Raw genomic sequence first — 24,900 nt, 5'->3', positions numbered from 1 at the left:
ATGAAGTGCTACATTTGCAAGGAGCAGGGAAAAAACACTGATGCCATCTACATCGTTTGCGGCATGGGGGATTCCAAGAATCGTGTGCGTCATCTGTCATGAGCCCATGGAGGGGTAGAGATGACAGACTTAGTACGAAGGAGCTTGGCAGAGCTGGTCGGGACATTTATTTTAGTCTTCTTTGGTCCTGGGGCAGCAGCAATAACGCTGATGATTGCAAGTGGAGCGGCAAAGCCCAATGACTTCAACATAGGTATTGGAGTTCTCGGAGGGTTGGGAGACTGGCTTGCAATTGGTTTGGCCTTCGCATTTGCAATAACAGCGGCAATTTATGCCGTTGGGAAGATTTCAGGATGCCACATCAACCCTGCAGTAACAATTGCCCTGTGGGCAACCAAGAGGTTTCCAACCAACGAGGTTCTGCCCTATATTCTGGCACAGCTTGTGGGAGCAGCTTTAGGCAGCCTAGCTTTCGCTGCAGTTGCAGGAATGGATGCAGTTACAATTGGTGGGCTTGGAGCAACAGCACCGTTTCCAGGAATAAGCTATGGACAGGCGATGCTTGCAGAAATCATCGGAACTTTTCTGTTGATGTTTGTCATTATGGGTATAGCCGTAGATTCAAGGGCTCCGCAGCAGTTTGCAGGTCTGATAATCGGTCTGACTGTCGCAGGAATTATCATAACAATCGGCAACATCTCTGGTTCATCACTGAACCCTGCCAGAACCTTTGGCCCCTATCTTGGCGATTTTCTGCTTGGTGGCATAAATCTCTGGAGCTTCTTCCCGATTTACGTCATTGGCCCCATTGTTGGAGCAGTTCTTGCAGCTTTTCTATACGATTACCTTGCCAAGGAATAGGGCTTCAAGTCTCAAGAGCAAACCATCACATTTTTTTATTAGAAAGAGCACTGAAGATGCCTGATAGATGTTTATTGAGCTGACTAAGAGCATCGCTCTATACAAGGTTGGGCTGGTAGACTACTATGTGGTTAAGGGTGAAGAAGTTGTAATTTTTGAATCTGATTTAAGCTGTTCTGCGGAAAGACTCCTTGAAGAGCTTGATGTGGAACCTGACTATGTGATAGTATCTCACGGACACTTCGACCATGTTGGTGGAGTGGCAATCTTAGAAGTTTATCTAGATGTGAAAATCGCCGCTCATCCAGCAGTGGCTGAACTGGCAGGGAAAGAGAAGGTGATCAATTCCTGTGGGGCGGATGATGCAGAGCTTTGCAGAAACTACTACAAAAAGGAGGGCGTGGATGAGCTCAATGTCAGCGTAGATTTGGAGGTGACTGAAAGGGGTCAGGTTGGCGAGCTGGAGATAATGGAAACTCCGAGCCACTCAAAAGACTGCATATCAGTCTATCCGAGAAGGGAAAATGCTGTTTTTTGTGAATGATTCACTGGGGTTTGCTTTTTCATAAGGCGAAATACTTCCGATGTTCTCCTACAACTTCAAGGATTATGTTAAGAGCATAAAAACGAGTTCAGGGGCTAAAACCATACATTCTTATCTCTCCTACAATGTCTATTTCACCGGAAAAGCTTGTGATGATTCCATCTCAGAAAATCTCTCCGAGACTATCCAGCTCTACAACAGGCTCAAGAGGGATGACATCAGTGATGAAGAGCTTGTAATCCTGGTTTTCAGAGACGAAATAAAGTATTATCCGGAGATAACAATGAAAGCCACCGCAAAGGTTCTAAGGAAGAGAGTAATGGGGAGCGCCATAGAATTCTGAATTAGTTAGTACTAAAAAAGGTCTCTCAAAACTTCACAAAATCGCTTGCGATCAAGCATGAAAGAAAAGTATTTCAATTCATTTAAGAACCATACTCCATGCAAAATGTAGAGGTTCTGGTTGAAGCTCTTCCATACATCAAGGACTTTCACGATTCAAGAATGGTAATCAAGCTTGGCGGGCATGCAATGGTTAATGAGGCTGTTATGGAGAAAACGATCAGAGATATTCTGCTTCTTTACTTTGTTGGGATAAAGCCAATAGTCATCCATGGTGGCGGGCCAGAAATCTCGGAGAAGATGGAGAAATTCGGTCTGAAACCGAAGTTCATAGATGGGCTTAGAGTTACAGACAGGGAAACACTTGAGATCGTTGAAATGGTGCTCGATGGCAAGATTAACTCCAAGATAGTTTCCACCTTTATAAAGCATGGTGGAAAGGCTGTGGGTATCTCAGCCAAAGATGGTTTGCTCGTTGTAGCGAGAAAGAAGACTGTAAAGAAGAAGGTCGGTGATGAGGAGATAGAACTCGATCTTGGATTCGTTGGAGAGTCAGAGGTTATCAACCCGGATATCCTGGAGGTTCTCGTAAACAACAAGTTCATACCCGTCATATCACCCATAGCGGCAGATAAAGAGGGAAATGTCTTCAACCTGAACGCTGATGTCGTTGCCGGACATATAGCCGGAGCAGTGAAGGCTAAAAAGCTCATAATGCTCACAGATGTTCCTGGACTGCTCAGGGATCCAAATGACAGAAACTCTCTGATATCTACCATCAGGGTTTCCGAGTTGGAGGAGATGCTGAAAGAAAACAAGATAAAGGGTGGGATGATTCCGAAAGTCGAGTCCGTGATATATGCTGTGAAGAATGGCGTTGAGAAGGCACACATAATAGACGGATCTAGAGAGCACTCAATTCTAATCGAACTCTTCACGAAAAAAGGCATAGGAACGATGGTGATCAGGTGAGGCTCGGTGCACAGCCCGATGTCAACCACTCTCTGAAGAAAGCCTTCGAGTTCACAAGCAGGCAAGGATTCAGCCACATAGAGATCCTGATGGATCATCCGTGGTACCATCACGAAAAGCTAAACTACGCCGAAATTCTCGAACTCAAGGGTAGCTATGATCTGGATGTCCTAATTCATGCCTCTGCTACAGCAACGAATTTCATATCCATCAGCAGTCAGATGAGGGCTGCGAGCTATAGAGAGCTTGAGAAAACAATCAGCTTCGCATACAAAACCGAATCGGAACTCATAACCTTCCATATCGGATGGAATCCAGGGCTCATAACTGCAGGTGGATTCGTTTACAAGAAGGAATGGTATTCAGAGCATAACTACCGGGTTCTGACAGGAGAGATGCTGAAATTTTTGAGAAAAATAGACTCAAGCATTCTCGCGTTAGAGAATACGATAGAGATCGATTATGCGATGAGATCGGCGATAGAAGTTTTGCTTGAAAAGACTGATCTGAGCCTGACATTTGATATCGGCCACTGGAATGTCAAGTCAAGCCATCAGATATTCATCGAGAATTTTGATAGAGTGAGAAACATACACCTGCATGACAACAACGGGGATTACGATTCCCATTTACCCCTTGGAAAGGGAAATGTCAGGTTGGATGCAATCCCTCTCGAAAGATATGACGGCTACATGACACTGGAACTCAGAGATGAAAAGGCAATACTAAAGTCAAAAGAATATCTTGAAAAGCTGGGCTATTTATTGAACACAAACAGATTCAGTAGATCCAGCCCTTCAACAAACCCATAGAAGCCTTTTCTGCATTTCTTCTCTGTGAAGTTCCTGACATCATCTCTTCTCCACCCATATATCAGGAACGGCACCTCTTCAGCAGTATGAGTTTTCAGCCTAACTGGAGTTGGATGGTCTGGCAGGAGCATTATCCTCGTCTCCTCATGATCGATGTGGTCCAGTATGTAGCCCACAATTTTTTCATCGTACAGAGTTATGGCTTCAACCTTCTTTTCTACGTCCCCTTCATGACCTATTTCATCTATGCCCTCAGTGTGCAGAACAACGAAATCTTCTCTCTTGAGAGATCTTATCGCCGACTTTGCCAAGCCCTTATAATTCGTGTCGATGTAGCCGGTTGCTCCCTCCACTTCAACAGCTTCCATGCCAAGTCCCTTGCCAATGCCTATGAGCAAATCCACCTCGGAGATCATGACACCAGTTTTGCCAATTCTATCTTTCAGCTTCGGAAAACTCGGCATCTCTCCTCCGCCCCAGAGCCACACCATGTTTGGCCCAACATCCAGATCGCTCAGAACAGCTTTAGACCATTCCATGATGTCTGCAAGAATCTTAGCCAGCTTCCCGCCTTTTGGCATGTATGGATCTATCCTCTTTCCCTGAATGTCGTGAGGTGGTGTGGTTTTAACCTCCTCTTTAATCCCATTGACCGTCATGAGGTTTCTGTAGCTCCTTCCCGCATGGAATTCTATGAAGTCCAGCTCCCTGTTTTTGTTGAGGTGCTTTATTATCCTGAGAGCTTCGTGATCATCAACCCTCCTCCCGCTGTAGTCGATCATCGTATCATCTTTCACATAAACCAGATTGCATCTGAACACCATGTCACCGAATATATCTCTGGCTAAAGCCTCGATCGGCCCTCTGCCAGTATAGTATTTCCTGACATCAACCCCAAGAATTGTTAGATTTGCAATATCACTTCCAGGCTCAAATCCATCCGGGATCGTTTTCGTTATGCCGCATGCACCTTCCTTGGCGAGATAGTTAATATTGGGTGTGTCGGCAACCTCAAGAGGTGTCTTTTTTCCGAGTTCTTTAACTTCCCAGTCAGCCATTCCGTCTGGAATCAAAAGCAGGTATTTCATCATTCTCGAGATTGCAGCGTGCTAAATAAAGTTTGTTGAAGTGGGAGTTGTGTGGTTGGGGGCTAATGCTTAAGAATGTTAAGAGTTCAAGAATGTTTAAAAAAACACCCACAATCAGCTCCCTGACTATCTTCGCCCCTAACAAGGAGGTCATATCACTGTAGTCACATGATGGACAGATCTCCACCAGATCGGCCCCAACCACCTTTAGCTTGCTAAGCTTCGTCAAAACCTCAAAAAATTCTTTTGGTGGTCTCCTGAAGCTCTTCACATCTGCTCATAATTTATCTCACCAACCTTGATTGCGTTGTCCAGACTATCCTTTACCACCTCTATCGACTCCAGTGCTGCAGCATATACCAGCGGATTGCCCCCGCAGGTTCCACCCACCCCTCCAATGTGTGGGAAGTCTCTTTGTGTAGTACCTTGCGATTTTAACGGCATCTTCTACAGCTTCAGAGTTGGCGAACATTGCCATGTCCAGACCCGTTTTTCCTCAATTCAAAAAGTTCCCTCGATTTTGGACCGGGAATTTCTGTGACGACATTTGGTTTCATTCTACAACCCCCTCAAACTCCTATACTTTTCAACCATCCTATCAAAATCCTCTTTTCTAACAACCAGCTCTCTATCATAGTGTTTTACTGGTCTGAAAAATGTTGAAGGCAGATTCTCATCAACAACGCCTTCACGCAGGTTGAACTCTCTTGTCAGGTTCCATATACTCTCTCCAGCTTTTTTCAGATCCTCAACCGAGACGCTATTGCCTGTGACAATCTCGTAAAGCCTCGCTATATCCTGCCAGTACATACCAATAACAGGCAAACAAAGAAATCTGCAGAATACAAACGAGTCAACAACGCAATAGAAATCTTCCAGATCCTTAACGAGTTCGGCTTGCTTATCGACAGAAAATCTATCCACCGCCCCGGTTAAATTCGGCCTGTACGCACAGCTCCTCATGTGGCACGCTCCCCTATGAGAGGTTACATAGGCCAGAGCCATACTATATAGCCCTCGCGGGTCATAGCCGGGAGGCTCCAGGCCCTTAACATGTACAGCCTCAACGCTCACACCCATCCTTTCAGATGCTATCTTTGACCCTTCAGCAAGGATATCCCCTATATCCTGTCTGAAGGCTATCTTTTTTAATAACTCCAGAATAGCATTGCTATCTCCAAAATCAACCCTTTCATCAACCTCTCCTCTCTCACTGCAGGCCATGTAGAACGCCACGACATTTCCAGCACTTATCGTGTCCATGCCGTATCTGTCGCAGAGATCGTTGGCTCTAAAAATTGATTCAGCATCGCTGTTATAACATAAAGGTCCAAAAGCGTAGAGGGTCTCATACTCCGGACCTTCCACCTCCACATCACCAGCTTTCCTTATTTTCCCGCAGGATACAGCACATCCATAGCATGCCGTGCTTTTTTCGGTATATCTATCAAAAGCCTCGGCGTTTATTTTTTCCAGTTCTTCAAAGCTCCCTCTTTCCCAGTATTTAGTGGGCAGTACTCCGGCTTCATTCGTTAGATTCGCAATTCCTAGTGTACCATACCTCTTCATACCCTCTAGCTTGCTGACAACATTCTCGAGCATCCACTTCCTGAACTCCCTCAGCCTGTCTGAATCTGCCACTTCAACCTCTCCGCTCCCTTTGACAACTATTGCTTTCAGCATCTTTGAACCCATTACAGCTCCAGCCCCACCTCTGCCAAACTGTCTCCCTTTCCTGTGGTTTATACATGCGAATCTGACAAGATTTTCACCAGCCTGTCCTATGCTGAGGATCTCTCCTCCTTCCTCCTTTTCAAGAATTTCCTCGGTTTCGTAGCTGTCTTTCCCCCACAGATGGCTTGCATCCTTAATCTCAATGTTCCGATCCTCAACAGAGATATAAACGGGCTTTCTAGCTTTTCCAGTGATATAGAGAAAGTCAATCCCGGCCTTTTTCATCTCGTAGGCCAGATACCCACCACACTGTGATTCACCATAACCGAACGTCAGAGGGGATTTGAAGACTGCCGTTACTCTTGATGCTCCTGAAAGCCTTATCCCGTTCACTGGGCCGATTCCAAAAATTATTGCGTTATCAGGATGGAACGGATCTACTTTCGGTAGTATACCGAAAAGGAGTTTGGTTGCGATTCCCTTTCCGCCGATGTACGGTTTTAAATCAGATGGAATCTTAGATACTGTTATGGTCCCCTTGGACAGGTTTATTCTGGCAATGTTCATTTACAACACCTGTTCATATTATATCTAAAAAATATTTAAATTCTTCGTTCTTAGTTTAATTGAATTTATACCCAGGATAGTTATTGTCTAACTACTTGTCAGGTTTTTCAAAAGTTGTTCGCATCCCACATTTCTGAATAATATCCAAAAATTTTCAAGGTAAATTCGCTAATTAAATCATAAATCATGAAAAAATTAAAATATTAGTTTAATATTATTTCATATGTATTCGAGGAGGTGAATTAGTATGGAGCGTGTGCTTAGGAACTCGTCATACCTGAACGCAATGTCAACCACTAGCACCAGAACGAGGGTTAGAGATGTAAACCCGCAGAGCGGTATGTGTCCGCTCTGCATAAGGGACTGTCCGTCCCTCTGCGAGATAGGCCTCTCAGCATTCAGAGGTAGAGAAGTACTGTACCCGGATCCAGCATATTTTGGGGATAGCACTGCATCGTCTCTGAAAGACTATGGCCTCGACTGGTCACACTTTAACATACTATCAAGGCTTGTAGGTGTTGAGGGTGTTGATCCGGACCCAGATAAAATGCTGTTTCCGAATGCTAGTGTTGAGACGAGCATTGGAGGTGTTAGAGTAAAGGTTCCAATAGCGATGGGAGCATATGGCTCCACAGACATTGCGAGAAAGTACTGGGATGGTTTAGCAGTTGGAGCTGCTCTGGCAGGAGCAATATTAATAGTTGGAGAGAATGTTTGTGGTGTTGATCCAGCATCAGAATTCTCAAACGGTAGGGTTGTTAGATCTCCAGAGATGGAAAGAAGGGTAAAGCTATTCAAAGAATTCTGGGATGGCAAATATGGTGACATAGCAGTCCAGACAAACATTGAGGATCAGAGAATCGGTGTTGATGAATATGTTATCTCGAAACTTGAAGTGAACATTGTTGAAAGAAAATGGGGTCAGGGTGCGAAAGCTATTGGCGGCGAGATAAGAATAAACTCACTGGAGAGGGCCTTAGAACTCAAAAGGAGGGGTTATCTGATAATACCCGATCCAGAAGACCCTGATGTTCAGCAGGCCTTCAAGAAGGGATTGTTTAAGACCTTTGAGAGGCACAGCAGGGTTGGCTCTCCAATAAAAACAAGTGTTATTGAGGATGTCGAAAAGTTGAGGGAAATGGGTGCAAAAGTTGTCACAATAAAAACCGGAGCTTACCGTCCCGCAGATGTCGCATGGACAATGAAGGTTGCTTCAGAAGCTAAAGTGGACTACATAACTTTCGACGGGGCAGGAGGGGGGACCGGGATGTCTCCAGTTCCAATGATGAACGAGATGGGAGTTCCAACAATCTATCTCGAGAGCCTTATTCTGAAAGCTGCAAGGATACTCAGAGAGCATGGCAAATATGTCCCGGATATAAGCATGGCGGGTGCGTTTATCAACGAGACACAGATTTTCAAGGCTATAGCAATGAGCAATTTCGGTGATGGGCCGTTAGTCAGGACAATAACCACAGGAAGATCCCCACTCACAGCAGTCATGAAAGCATCTTACTTCTGTGAACTGGCTGAAAAAGGAGAGCTTCCCAAGGAGTTCGTAAGAAGGTTTGGAGACAAACCCGAAAAGTTCTTCATTCTGACAGATGAATTAAGAGCGGAATATGGAGATGCGGTTGGCAGGGAGATCCCCTGGACAGCTGTAGCCCTATATACATATTTAGAAAGAATTAAAGATGGGCTAAAGCAACTGCTCGCTGGAGCGAGAAAATTCAAGATTGATCTGATAAGCAGAGATGATCTTTCTGCCTTAACGCCTCTAGCCTCGCAGGTGACCGGAATCCCAATGGTGCATGAGGTGGATTCAGACATATTCGAGAGCATTCTGAGTTAGTACTCTCTAGCGATTCATATAACCTTTTATTTTTGTTCCTTTACAGCCCTCTGAGAAACTCTGGCCTGAGAATTCTTGGATTCTTCATCGAGTAATCGATTAGCTTGAGGATTTCTTCCTTGTCCTCTGGCAGATCCCCCCTTATCGGCAGATAGTTGGATGCATGATTACTCCTGAATACCGTTTTACAGTTTATATCCTCTATAAGCCACCTGAGTTCCTGAAGAGTTTCGAGCTTCCCCAGAGGGTGGAACAGTCCCATTTTTGCTTTTTTGTACAGGGGTGTCCCGGGAACAAGCATCAGCGTTAATGCTGCTGTGTAGTGAGGCTTCATTCTGTTTATCACTTTCGCAGTTTCCTTTGCGTGCCGATACGAGCCTTCCTTACCCCCTAACCCGATTAAAACGGTAACAGATAGAGTTATACCATTTCTTACAGCCTTCAGCCCAGCTTCGACCATCTCATCCGCATTAACACCCTTCCTTATTTCCCTTAAAAGTTCATCATCTCCCGTTTCAACACCCAGGTACAGAAGTTTAAGGCCGTTTTCATAAAGCAGTCTCAACTCTTCATCGCTCTTCTCAAGCAAATCCTTGGGGCCCGCATAAGCGCTAACTCTTTCAAGCTCCGGATAAACCGTATAGGCGAAATTAAGGATTTCCAAAAGGTCTTCGGTTGGCATGGCTAAAGCGTTTCCATCAGCCAGAAATATCCTCCTGACACTGCCATAGTAGTCCTTGGACATGAGAATATCCTCTTTTACCTCTTCGATATCCCTTATCCTGAATCTTTTGCCCTTATACATTCCGCAGAATGTGCATGCATTATGCGAGCAGCCTATGGTTGCCTGAATTATGAGGCTATGAGCCTCACTCGGTGGTCTGAATACTGGTTCTTCATATCTCATTAGAGATGCTATGCTGACGGGGGATAAAAAATTGACTGTAATTATGGAAGTCAGTTCTAATTCTCGAAGTCGATCAAATTTTTAAAATGCACTGAGTTGGAAATACTGCGCGTTGAGTTCTTTTACCAAAAATATTATTTAAATTCTTCTAAGCCTTAACTGAAAAACAGCTTTAAAAGATAAAATCCAGATGTTGTTATGAACCTTTTGAGGCCTTTTGGTGAACTCGATGTTCTGGGTTTATATAGTGGAGTTGCAAAACATCTGAAAGATTTTCTGAAAGGAAAGGAGATAGCCAGCAAAACGTGGGTAAAAGCTAAGATTCCGTTCTTCTTAAACAGGGCTGGAAAGCTCGGACCACTCTGGATAAACGATTTTGATTACATTGACCAGGACTTTTTAAGGATCAGGGCTAAACACCATCTGAATGATGTCAGGAGTAGGCTTGATGAGCGTCAGATTCTGCTCTGGAAGTACTTCGCTCCGAGGAAATATTCGGAGTTTTTCTACGCAACAAATGGAGAAGGCGAAGGAAGGGAAATCGAGAGGGTTTTTATAGACATAGACAGAACGAATCTTGAAGCAGAGAAATCGCTGGAAGTTACAAGACTGTTGCTGGAGATAGTAGAAGAGCATAAAGAGCAGGATGATGAAATGAATGATCTTATAAAATCCCTCGCTGTTTACTGGACCGGTTCAAGCTTCCACCTCTACATGTTCCTTACCAAACCCCAGCCACCTGAGTTCTATGAGGAGAAAATACAGTATCACAGAGAAACCCTATTTAAATCCTGGACTGATGCGTGGGTTAGGGCGGTTAAAGAAAAAGTCGGTTTTAAGGTGACAGGCGGGCATGAGAAGAAAAAAGACAGCATAGTCATCGACCCATCCCAAACTCCAAGTGGTAAGCTTGCAAGGGTACCGCTTGGGTGTCTGCATATGAAAGACTTCGAGCCAGACGGCGTCAGCATTCCAATGAATGAGAACATGATTTACGATGACGGTATTGTGGAGTGGCTCAAAGGCTTAGCTCCAGAGTATGTTGTAAAGCATGCTGAAAGATTCTCAAGGTATCTGTGGAGTTATAGATGAGAGATTGCAGAGAAAATCCCTGCCATATTTTAAATCCGCATACCTTCAATCTCGAGTCCCTCAAGTAGAATTTTGCACTGGAATAGAAGACTTGCCCCCTCTTCCCTTTCTCAATGTATTCCTTTCCAAGTTCTGAGTCTGAAGTTATTATGCCGAGAACGAGCTTTCCATTTTTCTTTAAAGCTCTTCTTGCCTCTTTAATGATCTTTTCCGGCTCTTCCGCAAAGCACAGTGTGGGGATGATATATACATAATCGAAAACATCATTTTTGAATGACAAATATCTTCCGTCCGCTTTGCTCAGACTCATAGAGAAACATTTCGGAGAAAAATTTCTGGTTTTAAGGAAACCTACAGAGAGATCATGAAGGATGCGATGGACATTTAGAACGCTTTAGATTATCTTTCAAAATGAGTTCGAGTAGCCAGAGTCCCCTATCCAATTCCATTTGCCTTTAATCTGTATGTGATGGGTGAGGAAGATGTTGTACTAGTGGAAGACAGGAAAAAGGTAATAAAGGATTTGCACAAAAAAATTATGAGGGTTATTTATGATCAGACATGATAAGAAACTCTACAACAGATTTCATGTGTTCAAAGATAGAGAAGATGCTGGAAAGAAGCTTGCATCATTTATCCCTGATTTTGATGTTGTAATAGCAATTCCAGCAGGAGGAGTGCCTATAGCAGTTGAAGTGGCAAGAGTAAAGAAAATGCCTTTGAGGGTTCTTCCAGTTTCCAAAATTCTCTTGCCATATACTACAGAGGCGGGTTTTGGGGCAATTAGCATGTTTGGTGATGTGGAAATAAATGAGCGTTTGGCTTCAGGACTTGATGAAGAAACAATAAGACTGCAAATTGAGAAAACAAAGGAGAAAATAGAGAGAAGGCTGAAAATAATTCCGGAAAAGTTTTTAAAGTATGAAAGTGCTAACAGCGCAGCTATAGTTGATGATGGGCTTGCTTCGGGATTTACGATGATTACTGCAATAAAAGCAGCAAAAAGGTTCTACAGGGAAATATATGTGGTAGTTCCGACAGCTTCAACTTCTGCGGTTGATTTGGTTGAAAAAAAGTGCGATGGCGTTTTCGTTTTGAATCTCAGAGATATCTATCCTTACGCCGTTGCAGATGCCTATGAAGAATGGCATGATGTTAGCGAAGAGGAAATGCTTGAATGTCTTAGAAATTTTGATCCGCAGGATTAGCTTTCAATCCTATCTTAGTCTGATTTTAACCATCAGGATAGGCTGGTCTTTGTGATTCATCTGTTTTGGTCGGCTTGTAGATGGAAAAAGCAAATAATTGCTGTAACATGCAAGCATTACGGAATTCAAAAATAGCAACATTCGATAAAATATGAAGATTTAAAATATCGAATTTCTCGAGTTGATACTCCGCACGGCTAAAGCCGGGAGAATTCTTGCTTCTAAGGCTCTCATCCCCATCCAGCCTGCATTCGGGTTTTTACCCTTCAGCCAGTCGTCTGCCCTAGAAGCAAGGGGGTGTGCCAGCACCCCGTTCCCCATCCTCCTGTCGGACGACGGGTATTCAATTTAGTTCGAATGCAAGGTAATTAAACTTAATTCTCCACCAACCACCCTCCCACCCTAGTGTATCTCACGGTTAAATCCTTGAGCTTTCTTAGCGACTTTCTGTAAATCTCGATAGACAATCAGAAAAAGGAAGAAGCTAGAAAACTAAATAACCAAATCCAGCGCGTCAGAAGCTTGGAAATATCTGTGAAACTAAAAACATCTTTGAAGTTATCTCGTGATCTGAACGGGTTAAAAACCCACCTAAGTTCAGGAAGAAGAACCCGCAAGAGCATGGCTACAATGGAGCGTATTCAACTATGAAGTTATAAACTCAAAAAACTCCAGTTCCACGATCAGACCAAAGCAAATGATACACCAATCACAATGAAAACAACCCCTGCCACCCTTGAAACCTTTTTCCTGTCCAGCCTTTCAGAAATCAATTCTCCAAGATATATTGCCAAGATAGACAGAACAGCTAAAGCGAGCATAACGCTAAAGAAAACAAACAGAAGATCATACCTCGTAGCAAACAATGCAGAGGCTATCTGGGTTTTATCTCCCCACTCAGTGGCAAAAATCAGAATGAAAGCAGATAATGCCGGGTTCTCAAACCCCAGCTTTCCACCACCATCCTCTCCAGACTTCAACACAAAAATCCCTGCCAGAATGAATACGGCGCTCGAAAAAATCTTGAGATAATCCTCTGGAACGATTTCGGATATCCACGAGCCCAGCAGAATTGCTGAACCGTCAACGATAAGAAATCCAGTCATAGCCCCAAAAAACAACTGCAAACGCTTTTTTGTTTTGGTTGATAAAAGTAAGAGGGATAGCTGGGTCTTATCACCCAGTTCTGCCAGAGCGATTGTGATAAAGGGTATAATTATGTCAATCAGCATGCTGAAAAGTGCCTTTGAAAACTTTTAAAAATCTTGCTCACGATAAGAATTAAAGCTCATGATCCTTACTGACCAATACCGGAAAACCTTTTTAACATTCAGCAACCATTTTTTAAGGGAGAGGTAGTGAACGGCTGACCGTGAGGAGGAAAGTCCCCCCACCGTAAAAAGGCGGACTCCCGCAAGGGAGTATGCCGAGAGGCATGGCAACGGCACAGAAACGATACCCGCATGGGGAAATGCGATGAAGCAAATGCAGAGGTCACCCATGCGGGATGAAACGGCCGTCCCCGCTGGTGCAAGCGTATGCGCTTAGATTAATGCCGTTTTGAACAGAAGGGGGCTTACTACTACCTCTCCCCTCAACTCAGATCGTCGAGCAAATCTCTGACCGCCTTCCTAACAGCCTCCTCAGAACTATACTTCGGCATCCAGCCGAGTTTCTTGAGCTTCTCATTCGAGAGCAGCATTATAGGAACATCTCCCTTCCATCCTCTTCTTCCGCCAGTAAACACAAATCTCGGACTCAAGCCCATCTCCTCGCTGACTATCTCCGCTATTTTCTTTACCATTATCTGATCATCGCTCCCTATGTTGAATATGTTAACAGCTTCATCGCTCTTCAACCCCCAGAACATTGCAGAGATGCAGTCGTCTATGTATATGTACGACTTGTTCTGCTCACCATTACCCAGAATTTCAAGCTCATTCCTGTTCTTTTTAAGCTTCATGATGAAGTCATATATCACACCATGATTGCTTCTCCTACCAATGACATTCGCAAATCTGTATATCCAGCTTTTCATCCCGAAGGTATGACAGTAAGAAGTTATCAAAGCCTCACATGCGAGTTTCGATGCTCCATATATGGAAATGGGAACGGTTGGGTAATCCTCAGGAGTGGGAATAACTTCAGCCTCCCCATAGACGGTGGATGTGGATGTGAAGATTATCCTGTCGTTTCCAACTTTCCTCATCATCTCGAGGAGATTGAATGTTGCGAGAATGTTGTTGTCATATATCTCTGCAGGAGATTCGCTCCCAATTCTTACATCAGGGTTGGCAGCGATGTGCCACACCTCGTCAACCTTTATTTCAGGAACCTCTCTTGACAGATCAGCATGAATGAATTCTGCTGAATCGTTCAGATATTCTTTCTTTCCAGAAGAGAGATTATCAATTACAACCACATCGTAACCCATATCTACTAGCCTGTCAACAACATGGCTTCCTATGAAGCCGGCACCACCTGTAACCAAAGCTTTCATACTCTTCCATAACTATTGAGGTTATATACCCTTTTCTATCCCTTTTCTATATCCATCCAAACAGAGTTTAGTTTTGGTTAATTATTGAAATTCTGTTTGAATATTTCACATTTGCGACGCAGATTCCCTAAGTTTGAGAATTAAAGAAAAAACACCATAACACTAAAATATTTGGATGATAAAATCCAGATTAGAAAGGATTGTATGAAGAGGTGGTTCAATGCTTCCAAACCAGATGGTGAAAACACTAATCGGAAAGATGATTAAGGTGGAGATGAAGGGCGAAGAGAGTGATCTCGTGGGGATTCTCGAAAGCGTGGATGACTACATGAACCTGCATCTGAGCAATGCCGTTGAATACAAGAACGATGAGAAGGTAAGAAATCTCGGACACATAGTGCTCAGGGGCAACAATGTCATTCTGATTCAGCCCTACGAGTAAAGGAGAAATTGGGGATGGACACAAGGGATGAGATAATACAGATTCTGGAAAAAAAAGGTTCTATCCTGCAGAAAGATTTGTGGAAGGAATTAAAAATAGACAGCAGTAAATGTTCAAGAATATTAAGAAAACTTGAAAAAGAGGATATTATCCGAAGAGTCGAAGTAGTTGTAGATGGCGTTAAAACTTTTAAAATAATCCCAGCTGGAGCTGAAATAGAAGAGGAAAAGGAGGAAGAGTTAAGCCTCCAGGAAATAATGGAGAGAATGGAAGACCTCACAGGTCTTCCACCATGCTACGGTTGTAAAATTACAGACTGTGAGGCTGAAAAGTGCATCAAAATTGAGGTATGGTTCTTGAGAAGAATGAGAGATTAAGAAGAGATCAGGATTCCCTGAAGTATCCGAGAACCTTTTCTGCAATCAGCTTGATTGTTGGTATGTACTCCCTATCCCTTACAAGCGGTGTTAAAACGAAGTGCTCGGCTCCAGCTTTTCTGAACTCATCCAGTTTTTCTATAACATCCTCAGGAGTTCCAAAAATGAACCTGTGCTTTACCTCATCGAAGTCTATTTTACTCGCTATCTCCAGAGCCTTTTTAACAGTATCTTCATCGAATGTAAAGCTCAACAGATCTGGAACATCTATTTCCTCCTTCAGGAACTGCTTTCTCGCAGGCGACATTATCGAGAGTAGCTTTGCTGGAAGCTCTATTCTTCTTACCGCACTCTCGTAATCGTTATCTACAACAACATAACCAAAAACTCCAGCCTCTATCCTCCTACCAAACTTTTCTGCAAGATTCCTTATTCTCCTGAGATGTTCTCCATACCTTTTAGCGCCCATTCCAGCAGTAGGTATCCATCCATCTGCGTATTTGGCTGTGATTTCCATCGTTCTCGGAGAGTTTCCAGCAATCCATATTGGAACCTTCCTCCTCGGCATTATGAACGCATTATCAACTTCAAAGAACCTGCCCTTGAAGGTTAATTTTTCATTCTCCATAAGTCCCCTAACTATCCTCACGCCTTCTTCAAGCTTTGATGCCAGATAGCTGTTATCCATACCGTAGGGCACAAGATTCATTCCCTCTCCTGCCCCCAGTCCGAGTACTGCTCTTCCTGAGGAAAAATCATGCAGCGTTACTGCAAACTGAGCCAGTACAGCTGGATGTCTCCTTATAACATCGCTGACACATGTTCCAAGCTTAACTTTGGTAGTTAATTTTGCCAGCACTCCAAGGAGGGTAAAAGCCTCGTAGGAACTCCAGTTTTTTATGCCAATTCCAACGAGGTGATCTGGAGTGAATACAGAATCGAAGCCATTCCTATCCGCAAACACAGCAGACTTGATTATAAGCTCGTGGGGATCGTGAGGTAGCTGTATTCCTATTTTGAGCATGTTCTGAATTAAATTTTTAATTATTTAAGTATTGCTCGATGAAATCTTGTGGAATGTGAGCGCAAAAACAATCAGCCACCAAAATTAGAGAGAAAAGTTATCTGTACCTATCAACTGTATCGAGAATCTCCTTTATCTGCTCAGGAGTTAGGGTGAACCTCTCTTTTGCAAAGATCGTCCTAACCTCATCCGGTATTCTCGGCATTATGTCAGCTATCTTAACCGCAAGGTCTTTCCTGCTTATGAATGAAAGACCTTCAAGTTCGTTTACGAGCTCTTTCGCCTTATCCACAGGAAGTTTGGAGAAACTTCGGAGGTTCTTTAATGCCCTCCTTGTTTCAAACAACAGTTCTGCCTTCTCCTGCCTTTTTTTCGCTATATTCTCCATTATCTCTCTAGCTTCAGAGATCGTTATATACTCAAATTCAATAACTTCTTTAAAGGTCATAAAAATCTCCTTACGCTTTGAGGTGTTCGGGACGGACTATCAGTGTTTTGTACATTCCGCCATCCCTTACTCTCACGAGGTAGCATTTGCCCCTGATTCCGATGACCTCTCCAGTTCTTCCCTGAAACCTCGGATGCGGCATTCCTTTATGCACCGCAGGCTCAATATCGATGTTTACTCTCTGCCCGATCTCGAACTCCTGCAGTACCTTTCTGATCCTGATTCCCTTCTCCCTCACTCTTTTTCTCAACTTCCTTCCTGATTTGAATCGAAAACCATGAGATTTCCAGCCCATAATGATCCTCCCGTATATCCTGTTATAATTTCAAATTTCACGAAGACTTCAGAAATCACTTTTTAAGGATATTTAAGATTTCCGATGATCCGAGCAATTTTTATTATTCCGAAAGTTTATTTTGACTTTCAAGATCATAAACATCCAGAACATCGAGCTTTTCAACCCTAGCCTCAATGCCAAGAATTTCAGATAGGCTTGGCCTCGTTCTTCCGTTATCCCCGCTCACGAGTTCCTTTATGTACAGTCCGGCATCGGATTCTATCTCTATCACTGCCACATCGTCTTTGACATGCAGGAGTTTCAAATCGTGAACCCTTCTGTTTCTAACAAGATCAGCCCTTCTATGAGACACTCTCTCCGGAGTTCTTTGGTGGATCGTTCTGTTTTTAAGATTGTTTAATGCCGCAACAAGCTCATGTTCCTCAATTTTTCTCCCGAACCTTACCTTAGCCCTGTATCTCTTCCTGAAAGCACCCATCTTGAGATGCCTGATCATCTCCTCATCGGTAAATTTCAGATCACTAACACTAACGATTCTGCTTGAGTTGATCATCCTTTCAGCCTGTTCCAGATCGATGCTCCTCACTTTAGGCTCAACAACCTCAAGAACAAATGGTCTCCCATTTCCAAGCATCCTCGCATCCACATCCTCTCTACCAGAACCATGGAGTATTCCATTTTTCGCCTTAGCTAGGCTGACAACCGGATTTGCTATAATCTCCTCCACGGACAGGTAATACTTCTTCCCCGTAAAATTGCATTCCTCGCATCCCTTTCCCCTGCATCTCCCGCATATCCATCTCGTCTGCGATATGTTCCTGACCCTCTTTCTGTACCTGCCGTAGATGTACAGGGGTCTGATCTGGTAGCTCAGTTCATCCCTTTCTGGGTTGAAGATTATTGTAACATCCGGCTTCTCGAAATCAACCCTCTTGCCATACCTCTCAGAAAAAATCCTTCCGAGCTCCCTTTTAATCTCATTTTTCAGAACATTTTTTTCATCCATTCCAAGTTCGATGAAGTACTCTTCAATCGCCTTAAGGCTCCCCTCAACCCTGCACCCGATGAGGAATGTGCTGTACTCGTAGTCAATAAGATCCGAGTGAATTCTCTCCGCAAGCTCATCAAGCTTCCACAGGATTCCTGAACAGTACAGGCAGTTCTCAGGCTCAACTACCCTGCCAAACCCAGTTAGCCTCCTGCATTTCTCGCAAACTTCTATTTCCGTCATGAGTTTAATTAAAAAGTTCAGATGAGATCTCCAACATCGAATATTGCCGACAGATCTATCTCAAACCCCACAACAGGGTTTGTGATCTGGAATTTTTCAAGAACCTCCGGGTTGATCTCCCCAAAGCAGCCTATGCTTTTGCCATCAACAACTATGCTCGCTGACCTTCCTTCGATGAATGCTCTGTCATCAGACTCCTCTGCCTCCCATCCCAGATCGAGTTCGTGCATCACTGCCTGAACAACACTCCTTATCTCCGAAAAATTGGCTTTAGAGTGCGTTATAGCCCCAGCAAGACTGAGCCTGTTTTTCCTGGCGACAACCACATCTCCAGCTTCAAATATTCTCTGAGGCATAATGTGATGTTTGTTCAGGGAGAGAACCTCGATCAGCGATGGCAGAATACTGCTCCTGATTATCCTGTGCTCCTCTGTAAGAGGATGCTCAACAGGAACATAGACCTCCCACGGCTTCGCAGTCCTTCCCATGTAGTCGTACTGCACCCTCTCGCTCCTCAGCGTGAAGGTTATCACCTCGGTAAAGCCAAGCCCGATCATTATCTCCCTAACCATGTCCCTGACATCATTCCATTTGTGGGTGTTTCCTATCGTTGAGGTCTTCGGATACTCAGGAATTATTCTGTCGTATCCGTACCCAATCGCGATGTCCTCGATTATGTCCCATGTGTGCATGATATCTGCTCTATAACACGGAACCTCAACATGGAATCCTTTCTCGCCCAGCCTAACACCGAATCTCATTTTCTCAAGGGCTGCAACAACCTCCTCATCGTTGATCTCGAATCCAAGAAGGCTTACAACCTCATCCCTCTCAACAAATATCTCCCGCGTACCCATATCGGGAGTTATCTCTGTTCTGTCTGGATACACCACCTCTACTGTCTCGATCTCTCCTCCTCTATCATAGAACATCGCTGAGATTATCTTTAGGGCTTTATCGACATTCTCATCAAATCCAGTAACATCAATGAACAGGTCCATCGTTTTCTCGGTGACTCTCGTCTTCTCAGCGTTTATTATTGGTGGAAAGCTTATCGCTGAGCCAGTGGCGTCAACGATCATTGGATAGGAATCCTTTCCTTCAAGAATGAACCTGAACTGAATACCCTTGGGGTGTTTTTCAAGAATCTCCTTCACGGTCATGGTTTCATCAAAGTCCAGCGGCACAAACGAGAAGTCAGATTTAACAGCCCTGTATGTCAGCGGGAACTCGATCTTGCTTAAATCGTGAACGCCAATAGCCATTTTCCTCCTGTTCCTGCCAATCGTCCAGTGAAGGTCTTCCTGAATCTGCATTACCGATCTAACTACTTCATCGCTCATCTTGAGGTTTCTCACGATGCAGCCAACTATTCTCGGCCTTATTGCAAGCACGCTCTCCTCAACAAATATCTTCCAGTCTCCTTTTTTGGGCTGGTATCTCTTTATTCCGGTCTCTATTCCGAAAAATCCTCTTAAAGCCCTTGCCACACCTTCCACACTATACAGATCCGGCCTGTTTGGGAAGAACTCTACATCTAAATGATCTTCCTCAACCCTCTCGATATCACATCCAAGCATTGGGAGCTTCTCAAGGATCCTTTCCCTGTCCACTCCAACAAGCTTCTCCAGCTCATCCCAGTACAGCGTTACCACTGGCATCTTACCACCTCAGCCTGCTTACTGGTATCTCCCTCAACCAGCCCAGATCCGGCTGATAGAGCTTTCTGAGATCCTTCATACCAAGCCTGAGCATGGCAAGTCTTCCCATTCCAAGCCCCCATGCAAGAACCTTTCCCTTTATTCCGAGTGGTTCTGTAACCTCCTTCCTGAAGACCCCAGCCCCTCCAAGCTCGACCCATCCCAGGCCATCCACATACACCTCCGGCTCAACGCTCGGCTCCGTGTAAGGGAAATATCCTGGTCTGAATCTGACATCCTCGAATCCCATTTTGAGGAAGAATTCCCTCAGCAATCCAAGCAAATGCCTGAATCCAACATCTTTGTCGAGTAAGACACCCTCAAGCTGATCGAACTCCGGTAGATGGGTTGCATCTATGCTCTCCCTCCTGTAAACTCTGTCTATGCAGAAAGCCTTAACCGGAGGTTCGGGATTCATGGCCAGATAGTGGATAGTTATCGCAGTTGTGTGCGTCCTCAACACGAGCTTTCTTGCAGTGTCCAGGCTCCAGTCACCACCCCACCCGGTAGAGCCTGTTTTCCAGCCATCGATGTGTGTTCTCTTAACTTTCTCAACGAAATCGTCATCGAGATCTTCATAGGCATCGAGGTAGAATGTGTCCTGCATATCTCTCGCAGGATGATCCTGTGGCTGGAACAGGGCATCGAAATTCCAGAAAGATGACTGCACAAAGCTGCCTTTTATCTCGGTAAATCCCATCTCGAGGAATATCTTCCTGCATTCAGCAACTATTTTCTCGTAGGGGTGATACTTCGCGGTAAAAATCGTCTTTGAGGGTATTCTCACATCATATTTGAGGAATTCCTTACCCTTCCAGCTTCCGGAAATTAGAATGTCTGGGGTTAGATCTTTTATAACATCCTTAATCTCTGCTGACGGTTTTTTGAGTATTCTGACGAAGATTTCCTTCTTCTCATCAACAGAAACGAGCTTTCTCCTTATGAGTTCATCAACCCCTTCAGGAGTCTCTCCATCATCTATCTTTTTCAAAAGTTCTTTTTCCCTGAAATCTGCATCCTTTAACAGCACGATCTTCTTTCCCTCGATTTTCGCTATTCCCTTCTTTCTGAGCCATCCTATGGCGATTCCAAAATCCTTCATCTCCTTCTTGGCCTGATCTATTGAGTCCACACCCTGCTTTATAAGGCTGTACAGCCTCTCCTCAGGCAAACCCTCTGAAAGATATTTCTCCCCCTCATCAGTGAGCCTATAGCTGATATCCTTAACAACCTTAACCTCAGCCAAACCCTTCTCCTGAAGGAGATATGAAGCTTTTAAAACAGCATCCTTATTCAATCCGGAAATTTTAGCGGCCTGCTCGAGATCATAATCCTTACCCTCTTCAAGCGATTTTATCAGGGTTATTTCCATCGGAGAAAGCATCATGGGGTTTAGGAGAGCAGAGAGATATAAAATTTTTAGGGTTTTCCTGGGTGGGATACTTCTTCATCTCTTTATCTGATTGTTGCTTATCAGTTTGTATCGTTCCTGTGATGGCGAAGCTCAAAGTGATAGCGATCCTTGGCAACCCAGTCCCTATCGAGATGATGGATCTTCCATGGAGGATTATGTGTTTATGGTTTCATGGCTACCCGTTGTAAGCTTGATTATAATCCTGCTGTTCCTCGGTGGTGGGAACATTTAAAGAGAGTAAGGGCATGAGGGTTACTATCTATCTTCTCTAGCCTTTATCCAGCTTACTTCTGGCATACTCGTAGAACCCCAGAAGAGTCAGCTGGTGAAATCCTCTGGCTATAATCGAGTCGTACTTCACAAAGAAGCTGTAGTCCACATCCTCCCTAAGCCTTCTATCCAGTTCTTCAATTCCTCCATTATTCCTGACAACATCAAGGGCTATTTCCATCCACCTTACCTTCATCTCCCTGATCCTCTCAAGCTGTCCCTCGTTTTTCGCAAAGCTGTAATGGGAGTATGCGATATACTCATAATCCAGAGAGATCTGCTTGTCAAGCGACTCTATCGCGAGATCAAACATGAAGGGTGGTGGTGCCGTGGGCAGCAACCTTCCTTCGCTGTGAAATCCTGCGGAATCCCCCGGGAAGAGAATCTTTCTTTCCCGCAGATAGAAGGAGATGTGATGTGGAGAGTGTCCGGGAGTGTGAATGACCTTGATCACATCACTGCCCAAATCAAATTCCTGTCCATCCTCCGCAGGGATAATGGCACCCTCATCCACAGGCTCCGGCTTTCCATAGACCCTCGCAACCTCACCCAGAGCCTGTTCGGATGCTTTCCACAGCTTTTCCGGGTTGGTCAGATGCTTCACAGCTTTCGGATGACATACCACCTTAGCATCGAAATTTTTCAGCAGGTGTCCAACCCCACCGCCATGATCGAGATGGATATGTGTTATGAAAATGTAGTCCAGACCTCCCATATACTCCTCAATCATTTCAGCCAGACTGGCTGATATCGATGCAGGGCCCGTTTCAACGAGGGATGGTTTCTCACATTTTACCAGATAGTTGGATATTATGTTCTCGTTGAGAATCTCTGCATCGAAGCATAGCACATCTCTAAGCTCGCCGCATATCATAGTGCTAAATGGACATGATTAAAGAAATATTTTTTGATTATAATCGTGCTAAAATCGTGTTAAAAGTCAATTCCCGCAATCCTCAAAGCTCTCTCGAGCTCCATTCTCAACCTTTTAGCATCATAGCCGTGATCCACACAACTCCAATGCTCTTCCACAGAGCCAAGATACCTGTCCAAACCGAGTCTGAAGATGTTCCTGAAAGAGTTAGCTCTCCCGCTCTCAATCAGAGGGAAAACATCCTGCTTTCCCCTAGATATAACCGTCTGGACAGCAAACTCCTCCACACTTCCAGCCTTAAACTCAAAGCCCCTTAAATTCTTCCACAGGTACTTTATTTTCTCCTTCAACTCCCTGATGTCCTCCTTCCTAAACTCCAGCTTCCCCCCAAAGGATAGCCATTGAAAGGGCGTATGAGGCTTCGGCACGAGCGGGTTTACGGAGATCTCCACTCGCCTTACAGAATTCCTTACCTCCTTTGCGAGGTTTACGATCTCATCCAGATCCTCTTTTCTCTCCCCCGGCAGACCGACCATGAAGTACAGCTTTATTTTCTCGATCCCGTATTCTCCCGCAAGTCCAGATGTTCTGATTATGTCCTCATACCCTATTCCCTTGTTCAGAGCCTCTCTCAGTCTCTCACTACCAGCCTCAGGAGCTATTGTCAGAGTTCTCAGCCCAGATGCTTTCAGAACTCCTATTATCTCCTCATCTATCTTATCAGCCCTGATCGATGAAGGAGAGACCGAGAACCCCATGTCTGCAAGCCCAAAGACTATCTCCCTGAACTCGGGATGATCTGAAGGAGAAGGAGCTATCAGTGCAACTTTGTCCACAAACTTTCTGTTTTTCTCAGCAACCTCAAGCAAAAGCTCCGCATCCCTCCACCTGCACGGGAAGTATATTCTTCTGACTATGCAGAACCTGCAGTTCCTCACACACCCTCTCCCGATTTCAAGAAGCAAAGCCCTCCCATATGCTGAATTCCCGATTATCTGCATCTCCAGATGCTCATCCAGCTTACTCCTAACACTTTTAACGCGCTTTCCCGGAGAGTAGATCCCCTCGCAATCTTTCAGGTCATTAAATTGAAGCCTGTCGAAAAAACTGGATGATTCCAACTCCCCAACATACAGAAAATCAAAGATTTTCTCGTATGGCCTTGGATTTTCCATTATACACGGCCCTCCGGCTATCTTCAAACCACTAAACCCGCTTTTCTTTAGGATCTCATATGCCTTGAACACATCCTCCTCGTACTGGATTGAGAACAGGGCAATATCGAAACTGGAAAGGGGAGTTGAGGTTTCAACGCTCTTCAACCCATCAAAAACATCGGAATAGAACCTCTCACAAACGAACCCATCCATTAAATTTATTCTGTGGTAGATGTACTGCAAGCCCAGATTCGAGATACCCCCAACATAGCGGTTGGGATAGACTAAAGCCACCCTTTTAAGCCCCTTCCTCCACCTCTTGTAGAGCGGGTTGAATTCATCCATACCTCAGATACGAGGTCTGTCCCCCCTATTAAATCTTTTTGAGTGCTATGAGTGCTACAACTATTAAAAACTCGAGAACCACGATCCTATAAACCCTTATAGCCCTCAGTATGTCCTCTACTTCAGGATCTCTACCTTCAAAAGAGTACACTCCTTTCTTTTCCAGTTTAACCCCAAGAACCGCACTCATCATTGCAATAGCCTTGTCATTTATCTTGTATCTTGCCTTCCTGTAGTAATTCCAGACTTTTTTCGGATTGAACGGAATGAAGAAGATAACTGCAAGCCTCGCCGGAATGAAGTTCAGCATGTCATCAAGCTTGGCAACGAACTTTCCAAAGTGGTGGTACCTTTCATCTTTATATCCAATCATCGCATCCATCGTGTTGATGGCCCTATACACCATTGCCCCGGGCAGGCCAAAAAGGAGGTAGTAAAACAGAGGAGAGATTACAGCATCAACCATATTCTCCGCGAGGCTTTCAATGGATGCCGAGCATAGCTCATGCCTTTCAAGGTTTTCAACATTTCTGCTGACTATCTTAGCAGTCATCTCTCTCTGAAGAGATATATCCTCCACTGCCGTGTTTCGCACATGCTCCTCAAGACTTCTTATAGAGAACGTTGTTTTCAGCAAATATGCTGACAGAATCAATCCCAAAGGGTCGAGCAAATCGGGTATTCTGGATAGCAGGAAAGCAAAAGCAATAACAAAAACCGAGAAAGCCATTCCCGCAAAAAAATCTATTTTTCCCCTTCTTTCCCAAATTCTGTCAAAGAATCCTATTATTTTCCCGAACCAGACCGTTGGGTGGATTATTTCGGGAGGCTCCCCAACTGCAAGATCTATTGCCAGTGCAAGCAGGAGAGCCAGAAGCATTTCAGCCATAGCTTTCAAAAG

The 24,900-nt window shown here is 44.3% G+C and carries 28 protein-coding genes and 1 other RNA gene; 12 read left to right on the top strand and 17 right to left on the bottom strand.

Features of this window, described 5'->3' with window-relative positions:
* The 6 genes from ASULF_RS11475 (at window position 1) to ASULF_RS02920 (ending at window position 3,531) form a co-directional block, all read left to right on the top strand.
* Entirely contained in the window at window positions 1-102 is a 102-nt protein-coding gene (locus ASULF_RS11475) for a DUF2180 family protein (protein ID WP_015590214.1), read from the top strand.
* 18 nt (window positions 103-120) lie between these two features.
* Window positions 121-861, top strand: coding sequence for an MIP/aquaporin family protein (locus ASULF_RS02940; RefSeq protein WP_015590213.1), 741 nt, complete (start codon window positions 121-123; stop codon window positions 859-861).
* Between the two features lie 67 nt (window positions 862-928).
* Window positions 929-1,405 (top strand): MBL fold metallo-hydrolase, encoded by a 477-nt coding sequence (locus ASULF_RS02935; RefSeq protein WP_015590212.1) that lies wholly within the window; start codon window positions 929-931, stop codon window positions 1,403-1,405.
* A 40-nt stretch (window positions 1,406-1,445) separates the two neighbouring features.
* Window positions 1,446-1,748 carry a hypothetical protein gene (locus ASULF_RS02930; RefSeq protein ID WP_015590211.1) on the top strand — a complete coding sequence of 101 codons (303 nt, stop codon included), beginning with the start codon at window positions 1,446-1,448 and terminating at the stop codon, window positions 1,746-1,748.
* A gap of 98 nt (window positions 1,749-1,846) precedes the next feature.
* Complete coding sequence (gene argB, locus ASULF_RS02925) at window positions 1,847-2,719, top strand: acetylglutamate kinase (protein WP_015590210.1); 873 nt, start codon at window positions 1,847-1,849, stop codon at window positions 2,717-2,719.
* Window positions 2,716-3,531 carry a sugar phosphate isomerase/epimerase family protein gene (locus tag ASULF_RS02920; protein WP_015590209.1) on the top strand — a complete coding sequence of 272 codons (816 nt, stop codon included), beginning with the start codon at window positions 2,716-2,718 and terminating at the stop codon, window positions 3,529-3,531. Before argB ends, ASULF_RS02920 begins: the two co-directional genes overlap by 4 nt.
* On the opposite strand, the gene ASULF_RS02915 is transcribed toward ASULF_RS02920, so the two are convergent.
* From ASULF_RS02915 to ASULF_RS02905, 4 genes are all read right to left on the bottom strand, one after another.
* Entirely contained in the window at window positions 3,477-4,619 is a 1,143-nt protein-coding gene (locus ASULF_RS02915; protein ID WP_015590208.1) for a cofactor-independent phosphoglycerate mutase, read from the bottom strand. The genes ASULF_RS02920 and ASULF_RS02915 overlap by 55 nt on opposite strands.
* Complete coding sequence (locus ASULF_RS02910; protein ID WP_015590207.1) at window positions 4,582-4,890, bottom strand: arginase family protein; 309 nt, start codon at window positions 4,888-4,890, stop codon at window positions 4,582-4,584. The genes ASULF_RS02915 and ASULF_RS02910 overlap by 38 nt, the downstream gene beginning before the upstream one ends.
* Window positions 4,887-5,063: a hypothetical protein gene (locus ASULF_RS11870; protein WP_015590206.1), complete on the bottom strand. Its 177-nt coding sequence runs from the start codon at window positions 5,061-5,063 to the stop codon at window positions 4,887-4,889. Before ASULF_RS11870 ends, ASULF_RS02910 begins: the two co-directional genes overlap by 4 nt.
* A 114-nt stretch (window positions 5,064-5,177) precedes the next feature.
* Entirely contained in the window at window positions 5,178-6,860 is a 1,683-nt protein-coding gene (locus tag ASULF_RS02905) for an aldehyde ferredoxin oxidoreductase family protein (RefSeq protein ID WP_015590204.1), read from the bottom strand.
* A gap of 247 nt (window positions 6,861-7,107) precedes the next feature.
* Between ASULF_RS02905 and ASULF_RS02900 the strand changes: the two genes are divergently transcribed.
* Window positions 7,108-8,712: a glutamate synthase-related protein gene (locus ASULF_RS02900; protein WP_015590203.1), complete on the top strand. Its 1,605-nt coding sequence runs from the start codon at window positions 7,108-7,110 to the stop codon at window positions 8,710-8,712.
* Between the two features lie 40 nt (window positions 8,713-8,752).
* Here ASULF_RS02900 and ASULF_RS02895 read toward each other — a convergent pair whose 3' ends face one another.
* The gene (locus ASULF_RS02895; RefSeq protein WP_015590202.1) at window positions 8,753-9,619 is read right to left on the bottom strand and encodes a B12-binding domain-containing radical SAM protein; all 867 of its coding nucleotides are present in this window, start codon (window positions 9,617-9,619) and stop codon (window positions 8,753-8,755) included.
* 198 nt (window positions 9,620-9,817) lie between these two features.
* Between ASULF_RS02895 and ASULF_RS02890 the strand changes: the two genes are divergently transcribed.
* Window positions 9,818-10,711: a hypothetical protein gene (locus ASULF_RS02890; RefSeq protein ID WP_015590201.1), complete on the top strand. Its 894-nt coding sequence runs from the start codon at window positions 9,818-9,820 to the stop codon at window positions 10,709-10,711.
* Here the strand turns inward: ASULF_RS02890 and ASULF_RS02885 are convergent.
* Window positions 10,638-11,021: a class I SAM-dependent methyltransferase gene (locus ASULF_RS02885; RefSeq protein WP_015590200.1), complete on the bottom strand. Its 384-nt coding sequence runs from the start codon at window positions 11,019-11,021 to the stop codon at window positions 10,638-10,640. The two genes, ASULF_RS02890 and ASULF_RS02885, sit on opposite strands and share 74 nt — an antisense overlap.
* A 241-nt stretch (window positions 11,022-11,262) precedes the next feature.
* Here ASULF_RS02885 and ASULF_RS02880 point away from each other — a divergent pair, with 241 nt between their 5' ends.
* Window positions 11,263-11,919 carry a phosphoribosyltransferase gene (locus ASULF_RS02880; RefSeq protein WP_015590199.1) on the top strand — a complete coding sequence of 219 codons (657 nt, stop codon included), beginning with the start codon at window positions 11,263-11,265 and terminating at the stop codon, window positions 11,917-11,919.
* A gap of 683 nt (window positions 11,920-12,602) precedes the next feature.
* On the opposite strand, the gene ASULF_RS02875 is transcribed toward ASULF_RS02880, so the two are convergent.
* Window positions 12,603-13,151 (bottom strand): TMEM165/GDT1 family protein, encoded by a 549-nt coding sequence (locus ASULF_RS02875; RefSeq protein WP_015590198.1) that lies wholly within the window; start codon window positions 13,149-13,151, stop codon window positions 12,603-12,605.
* Window positions 13,152-13,269: 118 nt separating this feature from the next.
* Between ASULF_RS02875 and rnpB the strand changes: the two genes are divergently transcribed.
* An RNA gene (gene rnpB, locus ASULF_RS11460) (RNase P RNA component) lies at window positions 13,270-13,510 on the top strand.
* A gap of 3 nt (window positions 13,511-13,513) precedes the next feature.
* On the opposite strand, the gene ASULF_RS02870 is transcribed toward rnpB, so the two are convergent.
* Entirely contained in the window at window positions 13,514-14,419 is a 906-nt protein-coding gene (locus ASULF_RS02870; protein WP_015590197.1) for an NAD-dependent epimerase/dehydratase family protein, read from the bottom strand.
* Between the two features lie 220 nt (window positions 14,420-14,639).
* On the opposite strand from ASULF_RS02870, the gene ASULF_RS02865 reads away from it, so the two are divergent.
* Window positions 14,640-14,861, top strand: coding sequence for an LSM domain-containing protein (locus ASULF_RS02865; RefSeq protein WP_015590196.1), 222 nt, complete (start codon window positions 14,640-14,642; stop codon window positions 14,859-14,861).
* 14 nt (window positions 14,862-14,875) lie between these two features.
* Window positions 14,876-15,238: a helix-turn-helix transcriptional regulator gene (locus ASULF_RS02860; protein WP_015590195.1), complete on the top strand. Its 363-nt coding sequence runs from the start codon at window positions 14,876-14,878 to the stop codon at window positions 15,236-15,238.
* A 7-nt stretch (window positions 15,239-15,245) separates the two neighbouring features.
* Here the strand turns inward: ASULF_RS02860 and ASULF_RS02855 are convergent, their stop codons facing one another.
* The 9 genes from ASULF_RS02855 to cbiB form a co-directional block, all read right to left on the bottom strand.
* Window positions 15,246-16,262 carry an LLM class flavin-dependent oxidoreductase gene (locus tag ASULF_RS02855; protein ID WP_015590194.1) on the bottom strand — a complete coding sequence of 339 codons (1,017 nt, stop codon included), beginning with the start codon at window positions 16,260-16,262 and terminating at the stop codon, window positions 15,246-15,248.
* Between the two features lie 97 nt (window positions 16,263-16,359).
* Window positions 16,360-16,710, bottom strand: coding sequence for an RNA polymerase Rpb4 family protein (locus ASULF_RS02850; protein ID WP_015590193.1), 351 nt, complete (start codon window positions 16,708-16,710; stop codon window positions 16,360-16,362).
* 10 nt (window positions 16,711-16,720) lie between these two features.
* Window positions 16,721-17,005, bottom strand: a complete 285-nt coding sequence (locus ASULF_RS02845) for a 50S ribosomal protein L21e (protein WP_015590192.1) — start codon at window positions 17,003-17,005, stop codon at window positions 16,721-16,723.
* A 103-nt stretch (window positions 17,006-17,108) separates the two neighbouring features.
* Window positions 17,109-18,239: a tRNA pseudouridine(54/55) synthase Pus10 gene (locus ASULF_RS02840; RefSeq protein WP_015590191.1), complete on the bottom strand. Its 1,131-nt coding sequence runs from the start codon at window positions 18,237-18,239 to the stop codon at window positions 17,109-17,111.
* 17 nt (window positions 18,240-18,256) lie between these two features.
* Window positions 18,257-19,900 (bottom strand): phenylalanine--tRNA ligase subunit beta, encoded by a 1,644-nt coding sequence (pheT, locus tag ASULF_RS02835; RefSeq protein ID WP_015590190.1) that lies wholly within the window; start codon window positions 19,898-19,900, stop codon window positions 18,257-18,259.
* A 1-nt stretch (window position 19,901) separates the two neighbouring features.
* A complete protein-coding gene (pheS, locus tag ASULF_RS02830; protein ID WP_048098286.1) occupies window positions 19,902-21,323 on the bottom strand; it encodes a phenylalanine--tRNA ligase subunit alpha in 1,422 nt (473 codons plus the stop codon).
* 298 nt (window positions 21,324-21,621) lie between these two features.
* On the bottom strand, window positions 21,622-22,497 hold the full coding sequence (locus tag ASULF_RS11275) for an MBL fold metallo-hydrolase (protein ID WP_015590188.1): 876 nt from the start codon (window positions 22,495-22,497) through the stop codon (window positions 21,622-21,624).
* Window positions 22,498-22,556: 59 nt separating this feature from the next.
* Complete coding sequence (locus ASULF_RS02820) at window positions 22,557-23,999, bottom strand: radical SAM protein (RefSeq protein WP_015590187.1); 1,443 nt, start codon at window positions 23,997-23,999, stop codon at window positions 22,557-22,559.
* 28 nt (window positions 24,000-24,027) lie between these two features.
* Window positions 24,028-24,888: an adenosylcobinamide-phosphate synthase CbiB gene (gene cbiB / locus ASULF_RS02815; protein WP_015590186.1), complete on the bottom strand. Its 861-nt coding sequence runs from the start codon at window positions 24,886-24,888 to the stop codon at window positions 24,028-24,030.
* Window positions 24,889-24,900: the final 12 nt, after the last annotated feature.

This window comes from Archaeoglobus sulfaticallidus PM70-1 (assembly GCF_000385565.1).
GTDB lineage: Archaea > Halobacteriota > Archaeoglobi > Archaeoglobales > Archaeoglobaceae > Archaeoglobus_A > Archaeoglobus_A sulfaticallidus.
The sequence above is the reverse complement of the archived record's forward strand: the minus strand, read 5'-3'. Positions and strand labels throughout refer to the sequence as shown.